Annotated in this window: 12 protein-coding genes; 7 read left to right on the top strand and 5 right to left on the bottom strand. The window is 56.9% G+C overall.

What is annotated here, in order from left to right:
* The 5 genes from C3Y91_RS00735 to C3Y91_RS00715 all read right to left on the bottom strand — a co-directional run bounded on the left by C3Y91_RS00735 (nt 1) and on the right by C3Y91_RS00715 (nt 7632).
* The gene (locus C3Y91_RS00735) at nt 1–1047 is read right to left on the bottom strand and encodes a UDP-glucuronic acid decarboxylase family protein (protein ID WP_024322496.1); all 1047 of its coding nucleotides are present in this window, start codon (nt 1045–1047) and stop codon (nt 1–3) included.
* A gap of 45 nt (nt 1048–1092) precedes the next feature.
* The gene (locus tag C3Y91_RS00730) at nt 1093–2586 is read right to left on the bottom strand and encodes a sugar transferase (protein WP_027688845.1); all 1494 of its coding nucleotides are present in this window, start codon (nt 2584–2586) and stop codon (nt 1093–1095) included.
* A gap of 7 nt (nt 2587–2593) precedes the next feature.
* The gene (locus C3Y91_RS00725; protein ID WP_024322498.1) at nt 2594–3460 is read right to left on the bottom strand and encodes a WecB/TagA/CpsF family glycosyltransferase; all 867 of its coding nucleotides are present in this window, start codon (nt 3458–3460) and stop codon (nt 2594–2596) included.
* Between the two features lie 729 nt (nt 3461–4189).
* On the bottom strand, nt 4190–6316 hold the full coding sequence (locus C3Y91_RS00720) for a right-handed parallel beta-helix repeat-containing protein (RefSeq protein WP_075223627.1): 2127 nt from the start codon (nt 6314–6316) through the stop codon (nt 4190–4192).
* Nucleotides 6313–7632, bottom strand: coding sequence for an O-antigen ligase family protein (locus C3Y91_RS00715; RefSeq protein WP_024322501.1), 1320 nt, complete (start codon nt 7630–7632; stop codon nt 6313–6315). Before C3Y91_RS00715 ends, C3Y91_RS00720 begins: the two co-directional genes overlap by 4 nt.
* Nucleotides 7633–8083: 451 nt before the next feature.
* Here C3Y91_RS00715 and C3Y91_RS00710 point away from each other — a divergent pair, with 451 nt between their 5' ends.
* The 7 genes from C3Y91_RS00710 to fcl all read left to right on the top strand — a co-directional run bounded on the left by C3Y91_RS00710 (nt 8084) and on the right by fcl (nt 15893).
* Nucleotides 8084–8242: a hypothetical protein gene (locus C3Y91_RS00710; RefSeq protein ID WP_226532246.1), complete on the top strand. Its 159-nt coding sequence runs from the start codon at nt 8084–8086 to the stop codon at nt 8240–8242.
* 9 nt (nt 8243–8251) lie between these two features.
* Nucleotides 8252–9202 carry a glycosyltransferase family 2 protein gene (locus C3Y91_RS00705; RefSeq protein ID WP_027688849.1) on the top strand — a complete coding sequence of 317 codons (951 nt, stop codon included), beginning with the start codon at nt 8252–8254 and terminating at the stop codon, nt 9200–9202.
* The gene (locus C3Y91_RS00700; RefSeq protein ID WP_024322504.1) at nt 9199–10299 is read left to right on the top strand and encodes a glycosyltransferase family 4 protein; all 1101 of its coding nucleotides are present in this window, start codon (nt 9199–9201) and stop codon (nt 10297–10299) included. The genes C3Y91_RS00705 and C3Y91_RS00700 overlap by 4 nt, the downstream gene beginning before the upstream one ends.
* The gene (locus tag C3Y91_RS00695) at nt 10293–11435 is read left to right on the top strand and encodes a glycosyltransferase family 4 protein (RefSeq protein WP_027688850.1); all 1143 of its coding nucleotides are present in this window, start codon (nt 10293–10295) and stop codon (nt 11433–11435) included. The genes C3Y91_RS00700 and C3Y91_RS00695 overlap by 7 nt, the downstream gene beginning before the upstream one ends.
* On the top strand, nt 11432–13633 hold the full coding sequence (locus C3Y91_RS00690; RefSeq protein WP_027688851.1) for a GumC family protein: 2202 nt from the start codon (nt 11432–11434) through the stop codon (nt 13631–13633). The genes C3Y91_RS00695 and C3Y91_RS00690 overlap by 4 nt, the downstream gene beginning before the upstream one ends.
* 99 nt (nt 13634–13732) lie before the next feature.
* Complete coding sequence (gene gmd / locus C3Y91_RS00685; RefSeq protein ID WP_027688852.1) at nt 13733–14836, top strand: GDP-mannose 4,6-dehydratase; 1104 nt, start codon at nt 13733–13735, stop codon at nt 14834–14836.
* The gene (gene fcl, locus C3Y91_RS00680) at nt 14829–15893 is read left to right on the top strand and encodes a GDP-L-fucose synthase (protein WP_130690422.1); all 1065 of its coding nucleotides are present in this window, start codon (nt 14829–14831) and stop codon (nt 15891–15893) included. The genes gmd and fcl overlap by 8 nt, the downstream gene beginning before the upstream one ends.
* The last annotated feature ends 66 nt before the right edge of the window (nt 15894–15959 follow it).

The raw sequence follows: 15959 nt of genomic DNA, 5'->3' as shown, positions 1-15959 counted from the left end.
CTATCGAATGGCTTCAGGAGCAGTGAGTTCGACGTTGGCAGACGCCAGATGCGGCGGATAAGCCTCTTGCGAGGACTTGGCGCTAAACCTGTTCTTTACGCCGCCGGAAAGCTTCCACTCGAAATAAGCAATCGTTCTCTCAAGCCCCTCACGAAGGTTCACCTTCGGCTGCCAGCCCAGTTGTTGCGTTGCGCGGCTGATATCCGGCTTGCGCTGTGTCGGATCGTCAACTGGCAGGTCCTTGAAGACGATGCCGGACTTCGATCCGGTCATTTCGATCACCATTTCTGCCAATTCACGGACCTGGAATTCTCCGGGGTTACCGAGATTGATGGGGCCCGTGACCCCACTGGGCGCGCCCATCAGACGGATAAAGCCGTCGATCAGGTCGTCCACATAGCAGAACGATCGTGTTTGCCCGCCATTGCCAAAGATGGTGATCGGCTCGTTTCGAAGCGCCTGAACGATGAAATTGGAGACGACACGGCCGTCATTGGTCTGCATGCGCGGACCGTAGGTATTGAAGATCCGCGCCACCCGGATTTCCACGCCATATTGACGATGATAGTCGAAGAACAGCGTCTCGGCGCACCGCTTGCCTTCGTCATAGCATGCCCGCGGTCCTATGGGATTGACGCTGCCTCGATACTCCTCGGGTTGAGGGTGGACTGCCGGATCGCCATAAACCTCGCTTGTGGATGCCTGGAAGATCTTCGCCTTGGTGCGTTTTGCCAAGCCGAGCATATTGATGGCCCCGTGCACATTGGTCTTCACGGTCTGCACGGGGTCGTGCTGATAGTGGACCGGAGATGCTGGACAGGCGAGGTTGTAAATCTCGTCGACCTCCACATAGAGCGGGAAGGTAATGTCATGGCGGAGCACCTCAAAGTGAGGATCGTCAAGAAGATGCAGCACATTGTCGCGCGAACCGGTGTAGTAATTGTCCACGCAGAGAACGTCATTGCCCTCTCGCAAAAGCCTTTCGCACAGGAAAGATCCCAGAAAGCCGGTGCCGCCGGTTACCATAATTCGCTTTTGTCCGTGCATTGGTGTGCTCCGTTGTTGACGGTTGCCTCGCGAAAGCGAGGATGGTCAGTAGGCTCCCCTGCGCTTGAAGACCGCAGGGATTGTGCTGAGAAGAATTTGGCAGTCAAACCACAGCGACCGGTTGTCGATGTAGAACTCGTCGAGTTGCTGCTGCAGCTCGATATCCGCATTGCTTCGTTCGGATATTTGCCAAAGGCCCGTGAGCCCCGGCGTGACGGAACGGCGCTTGTTTCGAAATTCGCCGTCCATGGCCAGGAGGTGATATTCCGGGAACGGACGTGGCCCGACGATGGCCATCTGGCCGGCAATGATGTTTGCCAATTGCGGGAGCTCGTCGATGCTCGAAGAGCGCAGCATATGTCCTATAACCGGAAGGATGCGCGGATCGTCCTTGAGCTTGAAGTGGCTCAACCACTCGGCGCGCATAGTAGGGTTGTCTTGGAACAGTGCTTCAAGGCGCTGTTCTGCATCTTGGTACATCGTCCTCAATTTCAGGACGTGCACCGGCTTGCCGGATCGCCCTTCCCTGGTATGCCGGAAGAAGACGGGACCTGGATCGATGGCATAGATTGCGGCCGCTGCAAACGCGATGAATGGCGCGACCACGATCATTGCAGGGATGGCGATTGCAAGATCGAGGATTCGGCGAACCAGATCCGAGTTGACCCAACTCCCACCGGTGGTGAGGCGAATACCGATCTCTCCGCCGACATCCGCAGGTCGCAAACCACTTACCTTGAGGTTGGGAGTGTCGGACAGCAAAATGACTTCGGCGAACTTCCCACGCAGCCCCGCCAAGTCGGGTACAAGCGATCCTGTGTCGCCGGCAATCACGGCAATGGATGGCACGCCATCGGGCAATGCTTCCAAAGTATCGGGGGAAAAGGGCTCCGGCCTGATGCCGTACTGCCAGCGATTCTTGAAATGGGCCACGAGCGCGGGAGCAAGGTTGCACCCCGCTATGACAACCGCGCGCTCGCCCCAGATTCCAAGTTTCCAGCACAGGCCTCGTGCAAGCCAATGCACAAGGGGCTGAACAATCAGCCCGAGGGCGAGGAACCCAATAACGGCAAGCAGCAGTCGTTCCCCCTCGGGCAGGATAATTGCTCCGAATGCCGCCAGGACAGCCACCTTGACGGCAGCTATGCTGCGACGCCTCAGATGTTCGTGGTCATGTAACCGATATCCAGGATAGAGGCCGGCCGATCCGTAGAGTACGATCGCAGCAAGTGCTGCGATCGTGAAGGTGCGCTCCACTATCGCGCCCTCCGCCCCACTGGGGAGAAAGGACAGGAGAGCAAAATAGGCAATCAAATAGCTGGCAATGTCGCCGGCGACCAGCAAGGACGAGGTTGCAAGCCGAGGAAGCCGGCGCCGCAGCGCGACGGGCATATTCGGCCCTGCCCCTACAAAGGGATCGGCGGGCTTAGCTGCTATGGGTGGCACGGAAGCTGCCGGAAGCGCCCGCGCCGTCATGTCATTTGATATGGCTGCCTTCGACGGGCCCGGTGTCATTGCTGGCGACGCAAATAGGGACATGATGGCTTTACACCTTTGCAGCTGCTGCTTTTGGCGCGCTTGATCCAAATACCGCGTCTTCGATCGGAAACTTCCGAAGCCCCAGTCTCTGGAATGCCGTCAGTGAGATGAAGGTCGGTACGACGAGCGCATAGCGCCGCCATAGCCGTCGCGGCTCGCACAAAAGACGAAACGCCCATTCGAAGCCGCTTCTTTGAATGAACCTTGGAGCCTGCCGCTTGAGGCCGGCGTGGAAATCGAATGCGGCTCCGACCCCGATGAGCATCGATGCTTCCAGACTATCGCGCATGCGCGCCATCCAGAGTTCCTGCTTGGGACTGCTCAGCCCGACCCAGATGATATCGGCGCCCGACCGATTAAGCCGGTCAGCAATATCCGTTTCCTCCTGCGTCGACAGTTTGCGAAAAGGCGGCGCGTAGGAGCCGACGATCCGTGCTTGCGGAAATTTTGCCAGAAGGCGAGCCTGCAGTTGTTCGAGCGTTTCGGCCGTTGCGCCATAAAGGAAGTGGCGCAAGCCCTTGGAGCTGCCGGCATCGAAAACGGATAGCATGAGATCCGGTCCATAGACCCTGTCGCTTTCGGCATGACCAGCACGCTTCAACGCCCAAACAAGCGGCATGCCGTCGGGAGTTACAAGGAAAGCCCGGTTATGTATCGACCGAAGCTCGGGATCATCTTGACAGCGGACGATGCCGTGTGCGTCGCGAACGCAAACATATTCTTTCCTGCCGTCTTCGATCGCTTTTTGAATAAATCCAGTCGCGCTTTTGAGATTGACTGCCGAAACGCGAACACCAAGGACATTCGTCCATTCAAAGGAACCCTTTGGATGAAGAACTGAAGTTTGGCTGCTGCCTGCTGTTTGCTTTCCCATGACCTACGCTTTCGCGATCGAAACTGTCATCAGAATATCCCGGCAGGCCGATTGCCTCCATACTTGCAGCTCCAGCTATTGGACGTAGAAGAGATTTCATATTTACGTCTTATGCCACGATGACGTACAATATTCGAAGTAAGTCTATGTACCCCACAGCTTACCCTGTTGCTCTTTTTGATGACCGTTGGCCCGAAAGGGCGCTTCGACCCGCGCAGAGCCGCAGAAGCTATTCACTCCAGTGCGAACAAAGCTGGTGAGGTTGGAGCGAAAGCAAAGGCGGGGAGAGACATGGTCAAGCCAATAGGCGAGGTGAAGGCTCCGGCTGGCGAGCATTCAGAGATGTCCGACAGAACCAACCGGCTGCGGAACGATCTAAGTTCCAACGCCTATGTGTCATATGGTCATCAGGGAATTTCTGACAGCGGAGCAAGTGCAACGCTTGAGCCTGGCAGGATCTTCGAACGGATCTGGCCGCGGCTTTGCCTGGACGCTCAAAAGGCCTTCCTTGACGCGATCGATCATTCGACGGCTCGGCGGGAACCTCGCGCAGGGTGCGAGTTGGTCAAGGGTTGGAATTTCGCTTTGAAATCGGCTCGCCACGCTCATCTCGCCACCGTTCCTGCCTGCGGCGGCTACCAGCAGAGCGTGCTCGCCATGATTGAAGGGTGTTATAAAACGCCACAGCTGCGGACTTTATCGCAGCACCCCTCGTCGCGGCGCCTCTTGTTACTCGGGCGGCGTGACGACGCTTCCGGTGTCCTGCCCAGCCTTCTGAAGATCTCCTAGACTGCCAAATTCTCCCGGACGCATGATCTCCGGATGTACCCTGAAGCTCTTGTCGTTCAAGTTGCCGCTGTAGCGGTTGCGCGCGAATTGCACAAATCCAAGCCCAAGATCGGGAGCGTTGACATACGCTACGACGCCGCTGTCACCGTCGACCGATACAACATTCTCCTCAATACGATTAGGGCGTGCCCATGGCGGACGCCAACCCCTGCCGGTACCGTCATCAACGCGAAATGCCGCGCCCGATCCGTGTGTGATGACGTTTCCCGCCACCAGGTTGCTCCATCCGCCGTTAATACCGATCGCCGCAACGTTGCCCGAGAGCGTATTTCCCTCGATACGCAGCCCGCTCGCCTTCCCATCCGTGTAGATCGCCCAGCTGATAGGAGACGGCCATTCGCTGGTATTCTCATATCCGGGAGGCCAGAAGGTCCCATCGACCCTGTTCATCAGATGACCGGTCCCGGTCACAAGATTAAAGCGGATGGTGCTGTTCAAAGGGTCGGCCTGCTCGCCCATCATCTTGATGGCGCCGCCATCTGCGGTCTGCTGATTGGCGTTACGGATGACGTTATGCTCGATGACAGCGTTATAGACGGCGTCGTTAGAACCCCACAGCGAACCGCCGGCGATTCCGAACTGCGCGGTGTTTTCGATCAGGTTGTCGGCGATCCTGACATTATCAGCCGCCTGGAACCATATTCCGGCGGTTTCAATGTAAACCTTTCCGATGTCATGGATATGGTTTGAAAGGATCCTGGAGCCGTTCGACTTGCCGAACGTGCCATAATTTGTGCCGACGTAAATCCCGTTGCCAGCCACATCCGCAATCACATTGCCGGCAATCAACGCATCCTTGCTTTCCGTCACATGGACCCCGACCCCGACATTTTCGATGCTGTTGCCGAGAATCTTGACGCCATCAGCGTGTTCGATCCGTATGGCGCCAAACCCTCTGGTTTCCGTATAGAACTTGCCGCTGCCTTCAGGAGCTCCATCTCTAAACTCGAGCCCTGATACGACCATCCCATCGGCCCCATCCAATTTGAAGAATGTCGGCAGAATGCCAGCAACCACCACGGAATCGGGTAACGACTGATCGACAGGGATATAATGAAGCTGGCCCGCGACAAGGTCGTACCACCACTCTCCGGGAGCATCGAGCAAGGCCTTGGCTCCGGTTAGGAAATAGCGGCTGCCTTCTGCGGTAAAGAAATAGCCTGTGCCTTTCGTATAGACAGTCCGGCCTGCGCCATCGATGGATACAACTGGGAGCGTGTCATTGCCCCACTGGCTTCCCGGTTGATACCCCCCAACGATGTCCACGACCAGCCCACTTGTATCACCCACTGCCGGAAGATCGCCGGCATGGAAACAAAAGCGCGTGTTTCCTTTCCACACGTCGATGGCAGGCTCGCACTTTGCGGCAAACAACCATCCCTTGCGTGGATCGCCATCAGCGGGAGCGTTGGGATATCGAGCCCGAGTTTGGCGTTTCCCATTGACGAAAAGGTCACCGACCCCTTCATCCGGTGGCAATTTCAGCGGCGCCGTCCAGCGACCATCGGCCTGCTGCGCCCAGCTGCGCACACGTAGCCCCCCATGCAAAATCGGCGCTTCATTGCATCTTGCCGTGAGGATCAAGCCCCTATCGCGGGTGTCAAAGACGATCGGCTGAGTCAGGTAGTAATCGCCTTTACCCAGCGCGATTGTGTTGGTGCCGCCCTTCTCACGGGCAGCATCACGGGCTCTTTCAATGCTGGCGAAAGGGCCGTCGCCGCCCTGCTGATTTGCTGTCGGAAGGAGGCCACTCCAGGTGTCTTTGCCATCGGGAGAAACGTAAAATATCGTCCGCGCCCCAGCGCTGCTGCTCAATACGTCGCTTAAAGAAGTCCCATTCAACTTGCCTGACAAAGTCGCTGGAGCTTCCGCGCAAGTCGCCTCCCTGACGAGCATCTGCAAGCGCTCAGGCGCATCTATTTCTGTCCCGACTGGCGCAGGATTGCCGGACTGCGGAAAGAGCATGACAGGCAAAATGCTCAGGATCAGTTCAAAACGCCGCCTCATGATGTCTGCAACCCGCTCGTAAGGGCACGCGTGGGCGCCTGCCCACGTGGCGAACGGCTGATCGAGACGACGGGCGCGTACAGCGAAAACATGATGATGGCTGTGGTAAACAGGATAAAGATGGCGTCGTTCTGAACGAAAAAAATACTTTCGGTCAGATTCATCACAAGAATCATGATCGTGAGGACATTGAGCCAGAGCCACCCGTATTGCGGATCATGACATTGAAGGAACGCGCCCTGGCGGATTGCATAAGGAAGCATCAGAACAAACGGAATCATTCCCATGATTCCAAAGCTCAACAAGATATCGCGGTATCCATTATGCGCGTGGGGCGCCGCCCATCCGAGCATTAGCCAGATATGCGTCGCTTCCGGGTTCGCGACTGTCCAAAAAGCCTGGTAACCATAGCCAAGCATCCAACGGTCGGATATTTCGCGATCAACCAGTTCCCACAATGGCACCCGACCCGTCAAAGTCGCATCCTTGCCGAGCGCTTCAAGGGCCGGAACCAGGAATTCGTGAAGCGAAATCAGGATACCGAGAGACAGCTGAACGAAAAAAAGGACGATGACGACGCGGCCAATGCTGCTGCTTCTTTGCAGCAGGGAATAAAAGCCGATCAGGCAATATGCCACTGACGTTGCGATGATCGCGGTCATCGATCCGGAGCTTGCAAGACAGATCACACCCGCCGCCAAAAAGATGAACGCGGTCCGCCGCAGGCCGAGCGTCCCGTCGATCAGCACGGCCGTCGCCACCAAGATCATCAAAGCCGCGTACCAGCCCAGGACGTTCTTGTGAATAAAGACGCCCCGCATGGCACCATCCGGCATACTGGCGAGGCTTGGTGACACCACTGACATAACCACACTGAGGGAGATACAGGCTCCAAGGGTTACAAATAGCAGGAACAGCAGCTGCTTAGGCGTGAAACGTATCGCCAGGACATAGGAAAGAAGCACGCAAAACAAAAGGCCGGTTGCGCGCCTCATGGTCGTTGAGGGTCCTATTGACCATAGTGTAGACAAGAAGGGCAGGACAAGGATCAGGGGAACAATCAGATTTCGCCTGAGCGCCATTAGAAATTGCGGAAAGTTGCGCACCAGAATCACGATTGTAAATGCATATACAGGAAAGCAGGGAAGACGCAGTATAGACTTGGCAGATTCGCTGAGCGTTCCGTCCGCATCGGCCAGAATAAGTGGCAGAAAGGCGCCTGCCTGAATGAAAATGGATATGCCGGCGCCCCAGCATTCTATGACCCGCCAACTGATAGTAGGTCCGCTGGCAGTTCCGAGGCTATCTACTCTCATTATCCGTCCCGACTGACTTGAAAAGACAAGCGACTATTGATCGCGGCAGATCAAAAAACAGATGTCGGCCTTCGTGCTGCGCTGCTCTCAAGCAATCATCCAGTCACATCCGCAGTCAACCTGTCCTAGCGAAGCGCGGGCTACGCCTAATGCACCTTCGCTCCACCCAAAGACGGTGTTGTGCGTAAGCTTTCGGCCGGTATTCACCCAAAAGGCGGGTCTTCATGTCCGCCGATTGCCCATAAGAGCAGATGTTGCGCATGTCCGTTCACCGCTACCGTGGCGATGAGTGTCTTGTGAAGCGTGGTGGGTAAGCCGCGGTTCCACTGGAATGAGGCAACAATTCTGACAGAGGCTCGCTCTGCAGTCGAAGCCTGGAAGGTTTAGGATTACTATGTTTCTGCGTCACGATCCTAGTTCTCTATGCAAGACGACGGGGGCTCACCTCGTCGTGGCGATCTTATCGGCTCTGCGCCAGATGCTGTTCGGCCGACAAGGTCTTTTGGATATCACCCTCACCGAGGCTCCGAACTTCGATGGCTGTGTAAAGGTCGACGTCCTAAGCAACTTTGCGCTGCTGCACAGCGGTGCATCGCTGCAACTCGCCTGAGAGCGCGTCATGGAGCAGCCGGCCCTCAGTGTCCTCATCAATAATTACAACTACGCTCGCTTCGTTGGGCGGGCGATAGACAGCGTGTTGAGCCAAGACGCGCACAACGTCGAGATAATCGTCGTCGATGACGGCTCCACCGACCAGTCGCGGTCCGTTCTGGAAGCGTATGACAGCCGAGTGAAGGTGATCTTTCAGGAGAACGCAGGACAGGCCGCCGCGATCAATACCGCTGTGGGATCAAGCGTGGGCGAGATCCTCTGTTTTCTGGATGCCGACGACTGGTGGGCGCCGAGCAAGCTGTCGGCGACGGCAGCAGCGTTTCGCGCAAACCCTCAAGCATCGCTCGTCTATCACCGACTACAGCCAACGCTGGTCGATGGCACGCCGACTTCCAAGCCGCTTCCTCGAAGCCTGTGTTCGGGCGCTTTGTCGCCGCTACTCACCAGATCGGCTGGTTGGTGGCCTTTTCCGATGACGTCAGCCATCGCGGTACGACGTAGCGCCTGGAATGCTGCGGGCAGCATTCCCGAACAATTCCGCATATCAGCCGACGCCTGGCTCGTGGGGATCTATCCGTTTCTGGGGGACGTCATTGCCATGCCGGATCCGCTTGGATTCTACCGCATCCACAATAACAACTGGTATCGCCCGACCGAGGATGCGACCACACTCAGGAGGCGGATGACGCACTGGCAGCATACCGTTGAAGCAACGAACCTGTTTCTGTCAGCCCATAAGCTACCGGCAAGACTACATCTGACGGATCACTATCCCTATCGCATCGCGTCGGCAAAGCTGCAGGGAGCCGATGCACGCACCCGGTTCAAGCTTGCCGTCGAAGGCCTCTTCTTTGCCGGCGAACCGAACCTGCTCAGGCGGACGCGCGATAGTTTGCGCTCGGCGCGCGGCCTGTCACGGCTCGGTCTGGACGTCGGCTTGTCGGAGGCAGCGAAATGAAGGCGCTGCTATTGGTTTCCGAACTGGAAGACTATACCATCTCGTTTGCCAGCGGCGTTGCCCAACACCTGGACGTTGTGCTTGCCGTGCCGCGCCGGCGCTATGCACATCTCGCCTCTTCCATTGATCCGGCTGTCGATCTGCACCTTCTGGACTGGCCGAGACACCGTTCTCTCTCCAATCCCTGGTTTCTGTACCAGCTTACGCGTCTGATCCGGCGGGAACGGCCGAACCTCATTCATCTCCTCAGCAATTCGACACTTTGGCTGAACCTCGCCGTGCCGTTCTGGCGCCCGATCCCGCTTGTGACGACCATTCATGACGTGGAAATCCATCCCGGCGATTCCGATACGCGTACGCTGCCAGGCTGGGCTCCCGAATTGATGGTGAAGCAATCTGGACATCTTGTCGTCCACGGCGAGGGGCTGAAGCGGCTGGTCCTTAATCGATATTCAAAATCGGCGGACTGTGTCCATGTCCTGTCGCATCCCTCCATCCTTCGCTATGCGGAGCTCGCCCGGCGACAGAAGATGGCGCCGCGCGCAGCGGATGGAACTACACGCGTCCTGCTCTTCGGGCGGATTTTTGCCTACAAGGGCCTGGAACATCTGGTCCGGGCCGAGGCGATGCTCAAGGACGTACTTCCCAACCTGCGCATTACGGTCGCAGGCCGTGGCGACAATCCGCTGATCTTTCAGCCGCTCATGGGGGATGCCGGCCGCTACGATATTCGCAATCGTTTTATCGAGGATGCAGAGGTCGCCCAGCTTTTCCTGGACACCGACATCGTCGTGCTTCCCTATACGGAAGCATCCCAAAGCGGTGTGCTCAACCTTGCCGCCGCATTTGGCAAACCGGTCATCGTCACGGATGTCGGCGAGTTGCGAGGCACCGTTCAGCTCAACGGGTTGGGAATGGTGATCCCTCCCGGAGATGCCAAAGAGCTCGCGGCGGCTATCAGGACATTGGCAGAGGACGGCGAGCTTAGAAACAATTTCGGTGCAAATGCGCTCGAATGGGCCAAAGGACCGAATTCGCCTGAACGGGTCGGTGCCCAGGCCGCGGCCGTTTATCGGGAGGTGGTCGGGTCATGCTGACAGAGGCCCTCACGGACAGAAGTCGATTGGCAGCACGGAGCGCGGCCAGCGTCCGCCACTATGTTCCGGGCGGCTGCGAGAACGGCGGCGGCATTGGCAGGTTGGTCGGCTATATAACAGAGACAGCGAAAGAGACCGGCACGAAACATTTCGTCACCGATACCAGAGGGGCTCGATGGTCCAAGGTGACGTCACCCGCACGCCTGCTCGGCGCCATCCTGACGATGGCAAAGGACCGGATTGTTGCGCCAGCCCGCATTCACCATTTCCATATCGCTGGCCGCGGCAGCACCTACCGAAAACTGATCCTGACCGAGGCTGCCCGCTTGTTCGGGTGCTGCCACATATTGCACCTGCACGACTACGACTATGCCGGCGACTTTGCGAAACGCACGCCGCGCCAACAACGGCTCATACGTCGGATGTTTCAGAATGCCGATTGCGTTGTGGCGCTCGGCCGGCGTGATTGCATGACGCTGACGACACTTTTGGGCGTTGACGAGGGCCGCACGGTCGTTGCCCATAATTGCGTCCCCGATCCTGGGGCGCACAATATTCGCGTCGGTCAGACACCGTTGATCGTATTCCTTGGCCGGTTGAGCGAACGCAAGGGGGTCACGGAGCTTCTGTTGGCCCTGAGCCACCCGGTCATGAAAGAACTCCAGTGGCGGGCCGTACTGGCAGGCGACGGACCTGTCGAGGATTATCGCCGTCAGGCTGACGCCATGGCACTTTCAAATCTGGTAGAGATGCCCGGCTGGCTTGACGCCGGTGAGGCGCGAGCCCTGTGTGCGCGTGCAGATATCCTGGTCTTGCCTTCGCACGCCGAAGGTCTGGCAATGGCCGTGCTCGAAGGGCTGTCCCACGGCCTCGCCGTCGTCACCACGCGTGTTGGGGCGCATGACGAAGTCATTACCGACGGTGAAACCGGCATCTTCGTCCCAGTCGGAGACCAGGATGCGCTGGCTGCAGCGCTGGCGAAGCTGGTGTCCGATCCAGAAATCTGCATCCGCCTTTCGGTTCAGGGGCGCGCACATTACCTCAACCATTTCAGCATGATGGCCTATATGCGGTCGCTCGAGAAACTTTACGAAACCGTTTCCGCGAAACCTCAAGCAGTGGTTGGCGCACGATGACGATTTCCACTGTTCCGCCGGACCGCAACCTTCCGATCTCACAGATGCGCTACGATCCTCGCTTTCAGGTGGAGACCAAGGCGGACAACTTTGATCTCGCATCCGCCTTCCGTCTCGTCCGGCGAAGAATGATCATGATCATCGCGATAACCGCGCTTCTGATGGCGCCCACGGTGATCATTATCTCTGGGTTGAAGCCCGCCTATCAGGCCTGGGCCCGATTGATTATCCACCAGCCTCTCGCAACATCACTTGGAGCCGACGATAGCCACAGTGATCTACTTGACGCGAAATCGGAGACCGAGCGGCTTCTATCCAGAAGCATCGCAGAGCGAGTCGTCCACGAACTGCGGTTCAACGTGCGGCCGGAATTCAATCCAGCGCTGCGCGAGATCTCGTTCATTGACAGTATCCGGGCAAAGTTGCGCGCCCTGTTCGACACGGAAAAACGCACCTCGCCTGTACGCGACAACATCGACGCCATCATCCCGGAATATTTCAGGGCGCTCGGCGTGTGGCACGAAGACAAGAGTGACGTTATCCAGATCAGCTTCACTTCGAATGATCCTGAACTCGCAGCCGCGGTCCCGAACCGGATCATCAGCATCTACCTCGATGAACGGAAGGACAATCTCGGTGGCCGCCTGGATTTAGCGCAAAAATGGATCCGACAGCGCATCACCGAACAGCAGGCTCGCGCGGATATTGCTCGCGCCGCTGCCCGCAACTATCAAGAATCGATGGACGTCGTCTCGAAAGAGGACGCTCAGGATGAACGGATCAAGTCAATCATAGAAGTCACTGGCCGCGAAGGGAAAATCGAAGAAAGCCGGCTTGAGGTTAAGGCGACGATATCCACGCTGGAAGCAACGGATAATGCTTCGGTCGCTGCCGAGAATATCGCCGTCCCCGACAACATTGCCACAAAGCAACGCGATCTTCGCGCACAGGAGCAAGATCTCGCCCGCCTTCTTCAGACATATGACGGCAATGCCGAGGCCGTGGTGGATTTACGTGGGAAGATCCAGGAATCCCGTGCCGATCTCAACCTTGCGACCAAGCAATATCTCCAAACAATGCGAGCCAAGCTCGCCGCACTTGATCACGAAGCTATGTCAATACAATCCATCCTGGCTGAAGCGCATGAAAAACGCACACGCGATGCCATGGTGCAGACGGAATTGACGCGACTGCAACATATCGCCGACAAGGAACAAACGGCACTCGACAAGCTCGAGGATCAGCGCCGTGACCTCGCCGCGAAGGCCATGCTGCCAGGGGCGGAATTGGAAGTTCTATCACCGGCTTCAGTGCCGATCGCGTCACAGGGACGTGGACGGCTTTTCTATCTGGTGAGTGCCCTCCTGGCTGCAATCTCGGGAGCCGTAACGGCTGTTTTCGTCATCGAAATGTCGGACCGGACAGTCCGGAGTTTCGACCAAATGGCTGCAATGATGCGCACGATCCCGGCTGGACTTATCCCGCGTCTGGCGCGGTGGGAAAATTCGAAAACGATGTTCGAACATATGCCAGTCCCGATGTTTGACGAAGCAATCCGTACCGTGATTCTTTCACTCAAGCAGTCCAATGGCGGCAAGTTACCGAACAGTATCGTCGTTACCTCAGCCCACAGCGGGGAAGGCAAGTCGCTTGTCGCGAGATCGCTGGCTATCGAACTTGCCGCCGCCGCAATTCCGGTGCTGCTGGTCGATGGCGACCTTCGGCGGGGAAAACTCGATTCGTTTTTCAGGTCGGGGTTAATGTACGGACTGAACGAGTTCCTGAATGGTCAGGCCGATATCCGCGACATCGTCTACCGCCATCCAAGCGGTATCGACTTCATTCCATCTGGAAGATTCAGTCTCCAGCGGCGCACCCGTTCGAACGGCCTGGCAGAAATCATCGAGATGGCGGGCGCGGCCGGCCAGATTGTCATCTTCGACAGCGCGCCTGTGCTCGCCTCGACAGATACCGTGCATTTGACTGCCCTGGCGGAAAGAACACTGGCGGTTGTCAGATGGGGAAAGACGAGCCGCCGCGCGGTCGAGTTCAGCCTGCAGCAAATGAAAGGCTCGCGAAATTCTGAAATTGTTGTTGCGATCAACAATGTAAATCCCAAATTGCACGCGCTGTATAATTTCACTGACTCGGAACTGTTTTCGAAATCCCTGATGAAATACTACAGCTTAAAATCGTGACTACTTCTCACATAGGGCGCGATCGCTCACTCTTACGAAATTGTACGAACTACACAGCATAATCTGCTTCTGCATTAGTAATCGAGTTGGAGGGCAATCATGGATGCGGGAATGACAAAGAACCGAAAAGTCGCGCTGATCACGGGTATAACAGGTCAGGACGGTGCGTATCTGGCCGAAATGCTCCTGGAGAAGGGCTATATTGTTCATGGCCTCAAGCGACGTTCATCGTCCTTCAACACCAGCCGCATCGAGCATCTCTACGAGGATCCTCATGTCGAGAATCCTCGCTTTATTTTGCATTACGGGGACATGACTGATTCAACGAATCTCATCCGTGTCGTTCAGGAAACCCAGCCGGACGAGATCTATAATCTCGCGGCACAGAGCCACGTTCAAGTCTCTTTCGAGACGCCGGAGTATACAGCCAACGCAGATGGAACTGGCACCCTTCGGCTACTTGAAGCAATTCGCCTCCTGGGGCTGACCAGGAAGACCCGCTTCTATCAAGCGTCCACTTCAGAGCTCTACGGCAAAGTCCAGGAAGTCCCGCAGAGCGAAACGACGCCGTTCTACCCTCGATCACCCTACGCGGCGGCCAAGCTCTATGCCTATTGGATAGTGGTCAATTACCGCGAGGCATATGGCATGCACGCCTCGAACGGCATCTTGTTCAATCATGAAAGCCCGATCCGTGGCGAAACATTCGTGACGCGTAAAATCACCCGGGCAGCGGCTGCGATCCATCTTGGGCTGCAGGAAAGGCTCTATCTCGGCAATTTGGATGCCAAGCGCGACTGGGGTCATGCACGAGAATATGTCCGCGGCATGTGGCTGATGCTGCAACAGGACGAACCGGAGGACTATGTTCTTGCGACCGGCGAAACGCACTCGGTTCGTTCCTTTGTCGACAAGGCCTTTGCCCAGGTGGGCATGCCGATTGATTGGCGTGGGAACGGGGTTGAGGAAAAGGGATACGATAAGACATCCGGTCAGTGTGTGGTGGAGGTCGATCCAGCCTACTTCCGTCCGACTGAAGTTGATCTTCTGATTGGCGATCCGACGAAGGCGCATACGAAGCTTGGCTGGAAACATGAGACCAATCTTGATCAGCTGGTTGCGGAGATGGTTCGCGAGGATCTGAAAATCATGGCACGCAATGTTCCGTCGGTCGGTGTAACCAAAGGATTTGCCCATGCCTGACGTGATCTACAGCCTTGTCGGAAAAAGGGTCTATGTCGCGGGCCACCGCGGCATGGTGGGCTCTGCGATCGTGCGGCGTCTCGCTTCCGAGGGCTGCGAGATATTGACGGCAACCCGCGCCGAAGTCGATCTCAGACGGCAGGACGAGGTGGAGGCCTGGATGAGTAAGAATCGTCCCGACGCTGTCTTCCTGGCTGCTGCAAGGGTCGGTGGTATTCTGGCGAACGCTAGCTATCCGGCCGACTTCCTGTACGACAACTTGATTCTCCAAGCGAACGTCATCCACGCAGCCCATAGAGCTCACGTCGAAAAACTGATGTTTCTGGGCTCGTCCTGTATCTATCCGAAATTCGCCGATCAGCCGATCGTTGAGGACTCACTTCTGACTGGATCGCTTGAGCCCACGAATGAATGGTATGCGATCGCCAAAATTGCCGGATTAAAGCTCTGCCATGCTTATCGCAAACAGCACGGCAGAGATTTCATCTCGGCCATGCCTACCAATCTTTATGGTCCAGGGGATAATTTTGACCTCGGGTCGAGCCATGTCATGCCGGCGCTCATACGCAAGGCGCATGAGGCCAAGATCAACCAGCAGCAAGAGATATGCATCTGGGGGACTGGCTCGCCGCGACGCGAATTCCTGCATGTTGACGATTGCGCCGACGCCTGCCTCCATCTCATGAAGACCTATTCCGCCGAAAGTCATGTGAACGTAGGTTCGGGCGAAGACATTACCATCCTGGATTTGGCATACCTCGTCTCCAAGGTCGTTGGTTTCGAAGGCACGATCACGCGCGACCTCACCAAGCCAGATGGCACGCCACGTAAACTCTTGAGCGTCGACAAGCTTCGCACTCTCGGCTGGTCTCCTAAGATAGGTCTGAAGGAGGGTATTGCGGACGCCTACCGCTCCTTCCTTGATGGGCATTATCTCGAACGCAGCAACAGGGCTTTGTCGGGCGACTTGATCGGTCAAAGCGATATCAGTTTTGAGAGAGCCAAAACTTCGGCGCTGCACGCGCCCACGCTCTCCTCAGTCGCACACCATCCCTAGCGCACAGCGAATTTGCGCGAGGGATAATAAGGTTTTGTCTCGGGGGGGACGCATATGCTGGGGGGA

The organism is Rhizobium ruizarguesonis, assembly GCF_012349115.1.
Taxonomy (GTDB): domain Bacteria; phylum Pseudomonadota; class Alphaproteobacteria; order Rhizobiales; family Rhizobiaceae; genus Rhizobium; species Rhizobium ruizarguesonis.
Note: the sequence above shows the minus strand (reverse complement) of the source record. Positions and strands in the feature narration are given on the sequence as shown.